The sequence below is a fragment of the Wolbachia endosymbiont (group B) of Philonthus cognatus genome (assembly GCF_947179345.1).
GTDB lineage: Bacteria > Pseudomonadota > Alphaproteobacteria > Rickettsiales > Anaplasmataceae > Wolbachia.
Genome location: NZ_CAMXBG010000001.1, coordinates 180008 through 195047 on the forward strand (window position 1 = coordinate 180008; position 15040 = coordinate 195047).

Annotated in this window: 11 protein-coding genes; 9 read left to right on the forward strand and 2 right to left on the reverse strand. The window is 34.5% G+C overall.

What is annotated here, in order from left to right; all coding sequences use genetic code 11:
• The first annotated feature begins 211 nt into the window (after positions 1–211).
• The 9 genes from ONG78_RS00800 to hemA all read left to right on the forward strand — a co-directional run bounded on the left by ONG78_RS00800 (position 212) and on the right by hemA (position 13418).
• The gene (locus tag ONG78_RS00800; RefSeq protein WP_264377451.1) at positions 212–1603 is read left to right on the forward strand and encodes an ankyrin repeat domain-containing protein; all 1392 of its coding nucleotides are present in this window, start codon (positions 212–214) and stop codon (positions 1601–1603) included.
• 133 nt (positions 1604–1736) lie between these two features.
• Positions 1737–2336 carry a recombination mediator RecR gene (gene recR / locus ONG78_RS00805; RefSeq protein ID WP_264375250.1) on the forward strand — a complete coding sequence of 200 codons (600 nt, stop codon included), beginning with the start codon at positions 1737–1739 and terminating at the stop codon, positions 2334–2336.
• A 3-nt stretch (positions 2337–2339) separates the two neighbouring features.
• Positions 2340–3542, forward strand: a complete 1203-nt coding sequence (locus ONG78_RS00810; protein WP_264377452.1) for a KAP family P-loop NTPase fold protein — start codon at positions 2340–2342, stop codon at positions 3540–3542.
• A gap of 150 nt (positions 3543–3692) precedes the next feature.
• A complete protein-coding gene (gene htpG / locus ONG78_RS00815) occupies positions 3693–5597 on the forward strand; it encodes a molecular chaperone HtpG (RefSeq protein ID WP_264377453.1) in 1905 nt (634 codons plus the stop codon).
• A gap of 38 nt (positions 5598–5635) precedes the next feature.
• The gene (locus ONG78_RS00820) at positions 5636–8788 is read left to right on the forward strand and encodes an ankyrin repeat domain-containing protein (RefSeq protein WP_264377454.1); all 3153 of its coding nucleotides are present in this window, start codon (positions 5636–5638) and stop codon (positions 8786–8788) included.
• Between the two features lie 149 nt (positions 8789–8937).
• Positions 8938–9687: a hypothetical protein gene (locus ONG78_RS00825; protein ID WP_264377455.1), complete on the forward strand. Its 750-nt coding sequence runs from the start codon at positions 8938–8940 to the stop codon at positions 9685–9687.
• Between the two features lie 204 nt (positions 9688–9891).
• Positions 9892–10836 carry an IS110 family RNA-guided transposase gene (locus ONG78_RS00830; protein ID WP_264377456.1) on the forward strand — a complete coding sequence of 315 codons (945 nt, stop codon included), beginning with the start codon at positions 9892–9894 and terminating at the stop codon, positions 10834–10836.
• 325 nt (positions 10837–11161) lie between these two features.
• Complete coding sequence (locus ONG78_RS00835; RefSeq protein WP_264377550.1) at positions 11162–12157, forward strand: ankyrin repeat domain-containing protein; 996 nt, start codon at positions 11162–11164, stop codon at positions 12155–12157.
• A gap of 64 nt (positions 12158–12221) precedes the next feature.
• Entirely contained in the window at positions 12222–13418 is a 1197-nt protein-coding gene (gene hemA / locus ONG78_RS00840) for a 5-aminolevulinate synthase (protein WP_264377551.1), read from the forward strand.
• 321 nt (positions 13419–13739) lie between these two features.
• Here the strand turns inward: hemA and ONG78_RS00845 are convergent, their stop codons facing one another.
• Positions 13740–14432 carry an inositol monophosphatase family protein gene (locus ONG78_RS00845; protein ID WP_007302192.1) on the reverse strand — a complete coding sequence of 231 codons (693 nt, stop codon included), beginning with the start codon at positions 14430–14432 and terminating at the stop codon, positions 13740–13742.
• Positions 14433–14999 carry an elongation factor P gene (efp, locus tag ONG78_RS00850; RefSeq protein ID WP_010403241.1) on the reverse strand — a complete coding sequence of 189 codons (567 nt, stop codon included), beginning with the start codon at positions 14997–14999 and terminating at the stop codon, positions 14433–14435.
• Positions 15000–15040: the final 41 nt, after the last annotated feature.

The following is a 15040-nucleotide window of genomic DNA, read 5'->3' on the forward strand; positions in this document are numbered from 1 at the left end:
TAATTGTAATTATAATTGGATTCAAAATACGCGGAAGTAATTTTTTTAGCTATAAAATAATTCTGTCTTGTAAAAGTTTAACAAGAGAACCAAAAAGTTAGTGTCATAAATATTTTTATCAAAAACTATTTTAAAAAAATTTAAATAGAGTTGAAAAATTTTAAAGATGAGATACCCTACCTGAAATGCAACCCCTGTAAAATAAAGAAATATGAAAGGTGAAATAAACACTGCAGCAAATTTTCAAGCAGAAGACCTTGAGTCTAAAAATGCTACAGATCTTGATTGTTTAGCTCACTCTCTAAATTCTTTGAATGCAAAGAGTGCTGAGATTAAAGATAAAAAGAACGATGTGCCTTTTTCCAGTAGAAGAAGCAGCTCGCATGTTTTAGAACTTTTTTCTAGTGAAAATGTTGAGATTAACATTCCAGATGAAACACCTTGTGCCACTCGGAGTGAATCAGGTATAGCTGAACTGTTTAGAGGTATAGCTGGGTTGTTTAAAGGCAGGGGTAGTATGAACATAAACCTTTATCAATCTAAAGTGAAACGTAGCTCTGCAATTGATTACAGTACTACAGAAAGTATAGGGTCACGGCTATTAAATATCTGTGAAGGAGAAGAAGAAGATATCTATTTTGACCAAGAGATTGATTCTCTATATAAAGAGGGCTGTTTGTATGATGCCTTATTGTTGCAAGATAAGAAAAATCAGGACACACCTTTACATTTGGCCATAAAAAAAAATCGTGCTGATTTTGTAAAAAAGCTTTTGTCTATTCTTAAGGAACCATACTGTTCGAATGAGTTTTACAAGCACAAATATTTTGAACGTAAGCAAGAGAATGAAAAGCCGCTTTCTAAAGTTATTAATACTAAGAACAAAGACGAAAGAGATGTAATTACTCTGGCTATTGAAGGTAATAATTCAAAATGCGTTTCAGTTCTTTTCGACTACTTAACTCGTGAACATATTAACAGAAGGAAAGATGTTGAAAGTGAGTACACACCTCTACACGAAGCTGTGCTTCTTGGCAAGAATGAAGTAATCAAAGAGCTTCTAAAATCAAGAGATATAGATACTGAATTTATGGATAAGGAATCTTACAAAGCATATAATTATGCTAATAACAAAGAGGCAATAGAATTATTTATTAAGCACTATAGTAATAAAATTAGTGAGTTGCGTATAAAATTAGAAGATAATAATAAAAAACTAGCGCGAATTAAGTGCGTCCTAAACAAAACAAAACTTACTTGCGTATGCTTAGCAGCCTTCGGCTCTTGTTTTAGAATGTATAAAAATTCTCATGACATAATAAATGAAGAAGTGAGTGAAGATATGTTATATTATTCTCTTGAATTGCTCTCCAACACTACAGGTCTAATATTATTTTTTAATTATTTGATCGATACAATACTTTCCAAGTATGAAGAAAAAAATTCTAATTTGAATAAAGAATCGGACAGTTATGTGGAAGAAAGAAATATGTTGAAAAATAAATTACGTCATTTTCAAAAAGGAAGTACCGTAGTAACTACGCAAATGTGTGAGATAATTTCAGTTATACCTGAATCAGAGTTAGGTTACAGTAGATTGTGATTACATTAATTTTTTCAAGACAGTTCTAAAAAAAAGTGGGAAATCTTTTTCATAGCCAATCAAACTAAGCTTTCTTTACGAAAGGTTTGATGTTATCATTTTATAAACTATATCCTGAATTTGTTAAATGAACATTAATATAAAGAATTTAGTTCATGCTTTTTCTAAATTGCCAAGTTTAGGTCCATCATCATCACGAAGGTTAGTTATACATTTGCTCCAGAACAAAGAGAGAGTCATGCTACCACTTGCATCTTTGATTAGAGAGCTAGCGGATCTTATAATAGAGTGCAAAATTTGTGGAAACCTAGATACTAAATCGCCGTGTTCTATTTGTACTAACCCAAAGCGTGACACCAAGTTAATGTGTGTAGTAGAAGAATTGGGTGATCTATGGGCATTTGAAAAAGGGAATATATATTCAGGTATGTATCATGTTTTGGGTGGAAGGCTATCAGCAATAAATGGCATAGGTCCAAAAGAACTGAATCTTGATAACATTCCCAAAAGAGTTACAGAATTTAAAATTGAAGAGGTCATTATTGCAATCAATCCGACATTAGAAGGCCAAGTTACTGCGCAATATATAATTGAATTGCTAAAGAATTTGAATGTAAAAATATCGCGCCTTGCTTGCGGTATACCGATAGGTGGAGAAATTGACTACCTAGATGAAGGGACGCTGAAGATAGCGCTTACGTCAAGACAAGAGTATGAGTTAAATATAAAGTAAGGTATGTGCTTAAAAAAACTTACATCCCTAATAACCTTCAGAAAAAAAGAAACGGAACATCTACCCAAGGTAACAACTTGGGAAGGTGATTGCTTAGGCTATAAGCAAGTTGCAAGTAGATTTAGTAATATAATTAAGACAATTGATCAGTCTTTTTCAATCGTATCCTTAGAAGGATATGATAAGTGGGGTAAGACATTTTTTTTGAAAGAATGGGTAAAGGATCTAGAGCAGCAAAATGAAATTGCAGCTTATTACAGCGCATGGGATATTAGTGCGCTAGATCAACCATTGCCTTCTTTTTTACATTTCCTGTTTGAGGATCTATTTGCATCATACGAAGTAAAAAGAAGTGTTATACAGCAATTTAAAAACATAAACCAAGAACTATTTTCTCTCAATACATTAGGAAAACTAATCAGTAAATCTCCACTCGCTATGCTTTCAGTATTTCTCGATGCTGCAAAAGAGGCTGATAAGAAAGACATAGGTTTTGTCTTGGGTGAATTAAATCTTCTCCAAAGGAGAAAAGAGAACATTAGAGATTTTAAAATACAACTAGCAGATGTGGTTAACAAAATCAGAAAAGGTAAAAACATTTATATAATGGTCGATAATCTTGATATATGCCGTCCTAAATTCATTGTCGATTTTTTAGAATCCATAAAGTACATGCTTGATGTTGAGGGACTGGTTTTCATTATCTCTGTTAGTCAAGATAAAAGTAACGTGCAAAGAGCAATCAGCACAATACTTGGACCAAATTTCAGCCTAAAATCTTTTACTGATCTCTCTTTGCATTTGCCAAAACAGCCAATAGAGAAATTTACAAGAAAGCTGTTTCAAAATATTGAATTGCCGAAAAAATCAAAGAGCTTAATTATAGATAGCTTTATATTTTATGCAGAAAGCTTCTCATTATCATTGCAGGCAATAGAATACTGCGTAAAGAAAATAAAGCTATGTTATACGAAAATTGATCCGAATTTATTTACATTTTTAGTAATACTACAGTCAGTAAACACTAATTTGTATGAGGAATTATATTCATCACCTCAAAAAGCACTGGAGAAGATTGAGAGCGCTTTGATTCTAAACGGTCAGGAAGAATGGGAAAAGCTTAAAACTTCTCTTGAGACTACTTTTAAAGAAAAAGAATCAAAGACTCACAAATCTTTGAAGCAAATAAGAGATATCTTATTCTAAGAATAAAGAGAATTGTGGAACAGAACCCTCTTCTTATCATTTCAGCTTGCATGACAAATTGGCTCACATAAATTTTAGCATATATGACCTTGAAAGATCGCTGTGCAATACTTAAATTATTAGAATAGCAGGCTAATAATGGAGCTCAAAATGCACAACATACAAGAAACTGAAAGTTTAAAATTTGACGCTGAAGTAGGCAAAGTACTAAATATAGTAATTCATTCACTTTATACTAATAAGGATATTTTCTTGCGTGAGTTAATATCAAATGCATCAGATGCATGTGATAAATTGCGCTATGAATCACAATTAAATGCTGATTTATTAGATTCAAGTGATGAGTTGAAGATTACTATTAGCTCCAATAAAGATAAGAATGAGCTGTATATAACCGACAATGGAATTGGCATGAACAGGCAAGATTTAATAGATAATCTTGGCACGATTGCAAGTTCTGGTACGCAAAAATTCTTGGATGCAATTAAGAATAATAAAGATTCGAGCCAAGCTGTAGAGCTGATTGGAAAGTTTGGTGTTGGTTTTTATTCAAGCTTCATGGTTGCTTCAGAAGTTATAGTAGAATCAAGGAAAGCCGGAGAAGAAGAGTCTTGGGTGTGGAAATCTAAAGGAGATGGAGAGTATTCAATCAGCAAATTAGATGGTCAAATCTCTCGTGGCACAAAAATTACGCTCATCATGCGTCCTGAAGAAAGCGAATTTTTAGACAAATTCCGTATTGAAAACATTGTTACTACTTACTCTGACCACATAAATTTTCCCGTTGAGTTTGTAAATGAAGAGGGAAAAAGTGAAAAATTAAACAGCAAAGCTGCAATTTGGACTAAGCCAAAAAATGACGTTACTCAAGAAGAGCACAACGACTTCTTCCGCGGTGTTGCGCATGTAGGTGGTGAGCCTTGGATGATACTGCATAATAAAAATGAAGGTGCAATAGAATATACGAATTTGCTTTATATTCCTTCTATCAAGCCTTATGATTTGTTTCATCCAGATAGACGCTGCTCTGTAAAGTTATATGTCAATAAAGTATTTATTACTGAAGATAATGTACAAATTATACCACAATACCTGCGTTTCTTGAAAGGTGTGGTTGATTCACCAGATTTGCCTCTTAACATCAGCAGAGAAACACTGCAGAATAATCGCGTTGTTGAGCAGATTAGGAAATCCCTAACTAAACGCGCGGTATCAGAGCTCAGCAAAAAAGCAAAAGATAATTTAGAGGAATACACAAAATTCTGGGGCAATTTTGGTGCGGTGTTAAAAGAAGGTCTTTGCGAAGCTATGCCAACTGATGAAAGAGAAGCATTGCTTTCCATTTGCAGATTTCATAGCACCAGTGATGATAAGCTAGTTAGTATTGATGATTATATAAGCAGAATGAAGCCTGAACAGGAACATATCTACTATCTCACAGGAAATAGTCTCGATTCAGTAAAAAACAGTCCACAACTTGAAGGATTCGTCAGCAAAGGATTGGAAGTGCTTCTATTTGTTGATCCAGTTGATGATTTCTGGACTAGCGTGATTCATGAATATAAAGATCAAAAATTTAAGTCTGTAACTCGTGCAGATGTTGATTTAGAAAAATTCTCTTCAGAAGAAGGTAAGAAAGATGAAGAAAATAAATCAGATGAAAACAAAAGCGAAGAAAACGCGGATTCTATACTCGAATACTTCACCAAGGTTCTTGGAAGCTTAGTAAAAAGTGTAAAGATCTCTAAGAAATTAACCGATAGTCCTGTGTGTCTAGCAGTTGATGAAGGAACTATGGATCTCCGTATGGAGCGTTTTTTACGTGAACAGAAGCAGCTAAATTACCGCACGCCAAAAGTACTTGAAATTAACATTAAGCATCCTTTGATAAGAAACATAATGGAATCTCACGCTGAAAATGGTGAAAATCCAACACTTGGAGATATGATTTACTTATTGTTCTATCAAGCTTGTATAGTGGAAGGTGAAGAGATGGAAGACGTAAGTCTATTTGCTAAAAGGCTCAATAACTTGCTTGGCAAAATTTCTATTTAATGCTATACTTAGTTTAGCTAATAATTAGGGGGTAAAACATGGGGTGGAATTTACTTGGTGGGCTCATGCCGCCAGCAGTAGATACTGCAGAAGAAAGGGAGCGTCGCCATTCCAGAGATTCAGGTGCTGAAGAAGAATTTGAAGTTTTAGAACAAGAAGAAATTAAGGAGCATCGTCATTCTGGAGATTCAGGCAATTGTTCAGAGGTTGAGGAAGGACAAAATACTAACAGAGCAATTGAATTGGAATTTCAGCTAACACAATCTTTGCTAAGTCAAGTAAAGGCAGGTGAGAATAATAGGAATGCAAATTCTGGCAAGCAAGCACAACTTGATTTGGAAAGAATGGATTTTGTAATTAATGGGCAAACAATAAGCAAAGCGTATGTTCACGAGTCATATTGCCAGCACAATCACTTAATTTCGAGTGAAAATGCAAATTACCGCCTGTTTGCTAAGCAAGTTTTCACAGAAATGTTTAAATATGCTAAGGCAGAAACTCCAAATGACAATATATTAGAAGAGTTAATTACTAATTGCAATCAGGCTGGGTATGATGGCTCTTTGTTAATGCAGCTCTCTCCTATATTCTCTAAGCATAAACTAAGCTTGCCTCATGCCAACGATAGAAAGATAAGTATTGTATATAATAGCCAAGGTTCTCTCAATATTCAGTATTGTCCAAGTATGCCTGTTAGAGAACTTGATACGAATAAGGAAATATGCAGGGTTGATGCTATTTTAGAGTTCACCCTTAAGTTTCGAGATAGTAAGGTAGAGTATGAAAACGGCAAAGTAACACTTGCTATTCCTGAACAATTAGAGAATTACAAAGTTGATGGCAAAAGTTTGTTAGATGAAATAAATAGGCATTTCGAAGATGAGGATAATAGAATTACAGAGACTCTTGAGAAAAATATGAATGAAGGACCTAAGTCATTTGCTGCTGAAGACTTGTCTATTACTGAGAGTTCATCTGATAGTAGTGAAGTAGCAAACAAAGTAGTTACTGATCCAGGCATTTTAGGTAATGTTGCGAATGTATTGGTAGGTGTTGCAGAAGTTACAGCAGTTGTAGCAACAGAGTTATTTTGGCCTCAAGATCAGGTTAATATAGAACCAAGGCATAATGAAGAAGAATTTACCATTATCCCTAAAAATTTAACCTTTGATGGATTAATAGACGTTATAAATAAAGCAAAAAATTATGGTGATTACACAGATTTAGATAAAACTATAAATAATATAGAGGAAAGCGATAGATTTATTACTGATTTGAATTGTGGTAATTTGAAGGATTTTTGCTCTCAACAGCTTAATTTGACTGATCATATGCACAATGTGCTGTTGAATAATAGCTATGATGAAACAAATGGTTATTATAATTATTCAGTAAAAGAGCTTTCACTACTAGCCATTGCAGCTAATGATACGCTTGTGGAAAGATATGCAGAAACGCATAAAAGTATATTATTTACGCAAGATGAAGAGCTCGATAGGCTACTTATTGGTGTTGGTGGACAATGCTATATTAAGTTTTTATTAGAGCATTTGGATAAGCCGAATCATACTATGTTTTTGGATGATATATGTAAAAAACTTGAAAGGGCATCTTTTGTTGGTAATCAGAAATGCGTGGAAGTGATACTAAATAGGTTTAAGAATACTGAGGCTGAAGGTAGAATTATTTTTTCATCTAAACTTTTGCACTATGCTATACACTTAGCTCCTGAAAGTAAAGCGGCAGAGGTAATTGTTAATCGTAAAGTTGTTGATATTAATAGTATAGATAATTCTGGAATTGCACCTTTGCATTATGCTGTAGCACGTGATAATTTAGAATTAATGGGCTTGCTTATTGGAAATGGCGCTGAGATTGATATTCAAGATGAGAGGCATGGCAGAACAGCTTTACATTGGGCTACTTACCATGATAAATTTGAAATAGTAAAATTACTTGTAAACAAGGGAGCTGATTGGAACATTCAAGATAGAGATGGCAAAACAGCTTTAGATCTGGTAGGAACGAAAAGTTTATATTTGGTAAAGGAAGAAAACAGGGAAAAATCTTCTAGTGAATCAAAAATCACAAAATTTCTTGAAGGTTTAGATGATAAAACACCTTTGCATTTAAATATTAAAAAAGATCCAGAATCCAAAAATATTGATAATCAACAGCCGCAAAGAAACGTTGTTGATAAAGTAGAGAATATTATGAATAATGAAGAGGCTTCAATAGAAGAAGCTATAGGTAATAATTGTGAGGAGGGTAAAATGCCTAAAAATATAGAAGAAAAATTATCTAGTGCTGTCAGTAGCATTGATCTTGCTGATGTGATGGATTTATTAAGAAAAGTAGATGATAGTGTATATAAATCCACTTTACAGAAGCTCTTAGGTCAAGCAAATGACAAGATGACAAGTTTGGGAGAGGGTAATCAGAAAGAGGATCTTGCACAAATAATAGCATTTCTTAAAAACGAGTTCGAGCAATTATCAGTAGGCAATGATGTAGAAGCTACTGCAAGTAGCCAAGAAGCTCCTTTGGTAGAGTCTAAAGAAAGCTCACCATCACTGAGTTCTGAGGAGGATGATTTTTCTAACCTTGAAGGTAATAAAAGTGATTGCTCTGCCGGAACTTCCTCAGACTCTAATAGTAATTCTCCATTTGAAAAAATTAGTGAAGAAGGTCATGAAACAAGAATATCTGTAATTGACACAGTGGAAGCTGAAGCAACAGCTAATGGTACTGTTTCTAGTAATTCTGTTCCTTGTACTTTAAGAGAAGAATTAACAAGTGATGATGAAGATGAATTCCTTTCGATTGAAATTGAAGATGTTAATAATGATATTAACGTTAATCAACCTACTGAGCATGTAGAACAAGTTGCTAACGGAAATGGACAGCCAAAAACAGAATTGCCAAGAATTAATGAGCAAAGCAGCAAAAGTGGCCTCAAAAAAAATCCACAAAATACAAAGAAGTATGTTGTAGCTGCTTCTGCGCTTGCAATAGCTGGTATTGTTTCAGGGGTGGCTGTTGCAGTTTACTTGGAAATGTTAGCGGTAGGAATAGCAGTTGCAGCTTGTTGTCTTATTGCAGCTACAGTTACATACTGCTGTAGACCTAAAAGCTTAATTGAGAATGGTGAGCCTGCAGAGATTGTGTTCAAGGAAAGGTCTGTATACTAAATATAGTAGTCTATCATTTAATAATTTATTATAATTATATTGATTGTTAATAGATAAAAACTTGGTAGACTACGAAGAGATGCTTGCTAAGTTGACAAAATTGCCATTTAATGCTACACTTAGCTTAGCTACTAATTAAGAGGAAAAACATGTTAGGTTCAGATTTTGTATCACAGGAATCAAACAAAATTTTAAAGAAATCAGATTCTAGGGATTCGGGAACTGAAGAAGGGTTTGAAATTTTAGAACGAGAGGAAAAAGAGCGCCGTCGTTCTGAGGATTCAGGTAATGAAAGTCAAGAGGAATCTGGCGTTAATAATTCTGATACTAAATCTAGTGCAGTAACTACGTTAGAATTTCAGCTAACACAATCTCTGCTGGGTCAAGTAAAGGCAAATGAGAATAATGAAGATGTAAAGTCTGGTGAAGTAGCTTATAAAGACCTACCTAGAATGGATTTTGTAATTAATGGTCAAGTTATAGACAAGAATTTCGTTAGCCAGCTTCGTGATAAATGTAATCAAAATGACCAACGCCAAATCGCAAAACATGTTTTTACAAAAATGTTTGAACATGCTAAAGCAGAAATTCCAAATGATAATCTATTAGAAGAATTAATTACTAGCTGCAATCAAGCGGGGTATATGGCTTTCCTTGCTATCCGAATACATAGTATATTAATAAAATATCAGGTACTTTCTAGCGATTCTGACAAGAAGATCATGTACATCGATTGTTCTGATGAGAATTATGTACGCATTAACTATAAGTCATCAATGGTGGCACGCAATCCTGATGAGCCAGAGAAGGAGATATGTGAATTAGACAGTTTACTTAGATTCACACTTAAATTTCATAACGGTGAAGTAGAGTATGAAAATTGTAAGTTAAAAATGTGATATAAAAGAGATAAGAGGGAAAGATAACCCTACTCACTATAGGAATAGGGCTATCACGGGCGTGTGCGACCGAATGAAAATTGGTATTACAACCGTAGCCATCAAGGTACACTAGCCCTATCCCTCGATACGTTTGAATAGTTGTGTGGGACATATATGTGCACCCGTTTACAATCTTAAATTAATTAAACTATCGAGGTTATTATGATTGCATCTTATCAAAATTTTATTGGCATTGATATTGGAAAATTCAAAAATGTTGCTGCAGTGTACAACCAAAAAAACACTATCAAGTTCAATAATAATGATGCTGGTTGGCAACAATTGTTTCAAGAATTTTCAAATATTCTACCTAATTCTTTTGTAACTTTAGAAAATACAGGAAAATATGAGCTTGGTTTAGCACGTTCTCTTGTTGATATGAATGTTGCTGTGCATCGAGCTAATACTCGTAAAGTAAAAAGTTTTATCATATCACATGGAACTTTAGCAAAAACTGATCAATCAGATGCAAAAGCCCTTGCTCAATATGGTTTTGAACGCTATAGTGCTCTATCTCTATTTGTGCCTATGTCAAAAGAACAAACTGCCTTAGTTGCACTCTGTCAACGTCGTGATGACATTACGCAAATGAGAACTCAAGAGAAATGTAGGCTTGCAGCACCTGAAAACGACTATATAAAGGAAAGTTGCCAAAAAACAATAGACTTTTTTACCAATCAGATAAATGAGTTCAACGATGCCATACAAAGAATTATTGATAAAAATCCAGAGTTACAAAAGCGTCAAAAGATCCTGAGAACAGTGCCAGGAATAGGTCTCAAGCTATCTCAAGTTTTTGTGTGTCTAATGCCAGAACTTGGCTACCTAAACAAAAAAGAAGTTGCAAGTCTTGCTGGGGTTGCTCCACATCCAAAAGAAAGCGGTAAAACTATTGGTTACCGAAGGATAACAGGTGGTAGAAGCAATGTTCGTGCAAAGCTTTTTACAGCTGCTATGGCCGCTGCAAGATCTAAATCTGCACTTGGTGCTTTTTACTCTAATCTTATTGGTAGAGGTAAAAAGAAGATGGTAGCTATAACAGCTCTAATGCGAAAAATCATAGTAATTGCCAATGCAAGACTTAAAGAAGCAATTAATATGAAATAAAAAAATCTGCATAGAAAATAGGTTAACGGATATGTGCGTCTACACACATTTAAAGCACATATTCGTTAACCATAAAATCTAAGCAGTGGTTGCTGTTTGATATAAATTTCTTTCTGTATAAACTGGGATCTTTGTTGCCAAAATACATTTTTCAATTGAATAAAAATGCAAAATTATGAACAAATGAGACTAAACTCAAAAAATTTTAAAAAACATAGTTGATGGTAAAGTAACACTTATCATTCCTGAGGAATTAAAAGCTGGTAGGGAAAGTTTACTAGACGATATTAATGAACGTTTCACAGATTATGATAATGATGGATTTATTCGTTTACACGTTGCAGCACAAAAAGGTGATGTTGAGCTTGGCAGGCGTTTACTAGAATGTGGTGCAAATATTGAGATTAAATCAAAAACAAAAGTAGGTGGTGACACTGCACTTCATTTAGCTGCTAGAAATGGTCATAAAGATTTTGTGAAGCTTTTACTTGATAGCGGTGCAAATGTTAATTCAGTAAGCAGTACAGGCAGCAGAGTAACTCCTTTACATGAAGCAGTGTATTATGGACATTTAGATGTTGCGGAATTGCTAATAGATCGTGGCGCAACAGTTGATGCTAAAGAACGATATAATCTTACTCCTTTGATGTATGCTTCTACACAAGGTAATTCAGCAATGGTGGAATTGCTTTTAAAAAAAAAGGCAGATCTTTATTTACAACATCATAATGGTGAAACTGCATTGCACTTAGCTGCTGATAATGGTCATTCTGATGTAGTTGCCATCTTAATAAGTGCAGCAAAAGATAAAAAAAAGTATGTTAATATGCAAAGCAATAATATTGGTACTGCGCTACATGTTATAGCTTATAATCGAGAAATAAATGAAGGGCATAAAAAATCTGCAAAATTGCTAATAGACAATGGTACAAGCCCGTATTTAGAAAACGATCCAATTATTAATAAACCATCAGATACTCTTTTGAAAGGAAACTCTTTAGATATGGCAAAAAAACGAGGAAATAAGGGATTTTTGGAATTTATGTCATCTTTAGGCTATTCAGCAACCGTACCAAGCAATTCAAAGAATGATCCACAAAACACAAAAAAGTATGTCGTAGCTGCTTCTGCGCTTGCAATAACTGGTATTGCCTTAGGAGCAGCTGTTGCAGTTTACTTGGAAATGTTAGCAATAGGAATAGCAGTTGCAGTTTGTTGTCTTATTGCAGCTAAAATTATGTACTGCTATAGGCCTAAAAGCTTAGTTGAGGATAATCAGGTCAAAAAGGTTATGCAGACAGAAGAATGTCAGTCTAAGTAATAAATATAGTAGTCTATCATTTAATAATTTATTATAATTATATTGATTGTTAATAGATAAAAACTTGGTAGACTACGAAAAAATATTCTTAAATAAAATCAAAGATATAAAAGAAGAAGGGCGCTATCGTGAATTTACGCATTTTGCGTCATTACCTGGCAAACTTCCCTATATTATGGATTATGAAAGAAATAGAGAGGTTATTGTCTGGTGCAGTAATAATTATCTGGGAATGTCACAAAACGATAGTGTCATTGCTGCTATTCAAAATTCATCTGTTGGTGCTGGAGGAACAAGAAATATATCAGGTACAACAAAGGAAGTTGTTGAGCTCGAGAAGTCTTTGGCTGACTTGCATCAAAAAGAAGCTGCTTTAACTTTTGCTTGTGGCTATCTTGCCAACCAAACTACACTTAGTACTTTATCGTCTGTTATTCCGGGCGTGGTAATTTTTTCAGATGAGAAAAATCACTCTTCAATGATAGAAGGTATAAAATCAGGAAAAAGACCGAAGCACATATTTAGGCATAATGATGTTGATCACTTAGAGCAGTTGCTAAAGTCTATAGATATAAAAACGCCGAAAATAATAGCACTTGAATCTGTATACTCAATGGATGGTGATGTAGCACCGCTTGAAGCGATATGTGATCTAGCAGATCAGTATAATGCAATTACCTATTTGGATGAGGTACACGCAGTTGGCATGTATGGACCGCGCGGTGGCGGAATTGCAGAAAGAGAAGGTTTGATGGATAGAATAACTGTTATTCAGGGTACATTATCAAAGGCTTTTGGAGTGATGGGTGGATATATAGCGTCTTCAAAGAGCTTGGTGGATGTAATAAGAAGTTCAGCCCCAGGATTTATTTTTACTACTGCTATGTCACCCGTTTTAGCAGCAGCAGCAAAGGCAAGCGTTGAGCATTTAAAATCGAGCAATGTTAAAAGAGAGAAGCAAAAGCAGTCTGTTGAAAAGGTAAAAGACTCACTGAGAAACGCAGGAGTGAATTTTATGCAAACAGAAACTCATATAATTCCAATCATAATTGGCGATCCTGAGTTGTCCAAAAAAGCATCAAAATTGTTATTTGATGAGTATGGAATATATGTACAACATATAAATTACCCAACAGTTTCAAAGGGGACTGAGCGCTTCCGTATTACTCCTACGCCTTACCATACAAATGAAATGATAGAGCATTTAACAAAATCTCTTGTAAAAGTTTTTGAGAAATTGTCTGTTTGTGTCTGTTGTTGAGTTTAAAGTTGCCAAGAATAAGGTATCTATTTAAAAGCATGGTTAATGTACAAAATCAGTGCTTTATTTCTTGTCATGAAAGTAGCTAACACTGGGATCTATAGCTCACACAGGTAAAGTTTACTCTTTTGTCATCCTATGGCTTGACCATAGGATCCAGTCTAAACAATCTGGATTCTAGTGTCACGTGCTGGAATGACACCTATTTGTTCCTATAGTTGTCTTTTCTCGTCTATCTTATTTTGCCACCCTGCTGCAATGAGGGGTAGGTAAGACCATTTATTATTTTCACTACGTGACTTTTGCTCTTTTGAATGAACTTTAGTTTATATCTCCAGCAATGACAAGCGCGTTATCTTCCCTTAATCTCCCACCGCTTTCTTGCAGAAAAAGCCTACCGAGTGAAGTTTTATATTTATTAATTCCAGAGTAAATTATTCCATTGTATCTTCCGGCAGCAAGATATGCAAAACCTAGTACCGTTGAGCCAAGGGAGCGTAGATTATTATTGTCAAGTGGTAATTTATTTAACAAATTACCACTTATGTCTATTATTCCCCCTTCACGAGCTTTCATCCGCATTTTTACATGGCGAGATTTGAAATCTTCAAGAAAAGCTCCTTTCTTTTCCTCTGCCCAGAAAGTTTCTCTAAGCGCTGGAGCATCGATCACAGCTGCTACAACTCTGTTTTTATGAATGAGACAAACTGATACTGCAAAATAAACCATACAACTAAAAAGGTTTTCCTTGCCTTCTATAGGCATAATAAACCAAGTATAACCGCCGTCTTTTAGATCTTGGCCCACATCGTCTTCAAAAATAAAGTCATAGTTCTGGTTGTAGTTCTTCAAGCAATCGTATATAAGTTGCTTGGATTTTGAATAAGTTTTATTGATAAAGTCTGCTGACTTAACGCTTGAAATTTGCAATTCATTAAAATCACGTATAAGCTGCTTGGAGGCACTGCGTACAGAATCAAGCATCACATTGATTCGTGGTGATGAAATGGCCATTTACTCTTTTACTCTTTCGTAATAGCTGTTATCAGGAGTATGTACTACAATTTTATCCCCTTCTTTTATAAATTGAGGCACGTTAACACGTATTCCGTTTTCCAAAATTGCAGGCTTATAAGAAGCAGTAACAGTCTGCCCTTTGATAACAGACTCTGTTCCTTTTACAGTTAGTGTAACGTGATCAGGCACATGTGCAGAAATTATTTTATCTTGATAAGTTACTACTTTAATTTTCATATTATCTTGCAAATAAGCCTTCTTTTCCCCTAATAAGTCTAAATTTATAACAATCTGCTCGTAACTACTTGGATGCATAAGATTTACGATATTCCCTTCAGTAAAGAGATAAACATATTCCTCTTCATCTAAAATTGCCCTTCTGATTGTTGCATCAGAGCGAAACCTCTCATAGTACTTTGCTCCTGTTTGGATATTTTTCATTTCAGCTTGTATATATGCACCACCCTTACCAGGTTGAGTATGCATAATACTTATAACCGAAAATAAACCACCGTTATGTTCTAGTACCTGACCTGGCCTGATATCATTAGCCCTTTCTGCCATAATTACACTTTTAATTTGGTCTGATTATTATAAATAACTTT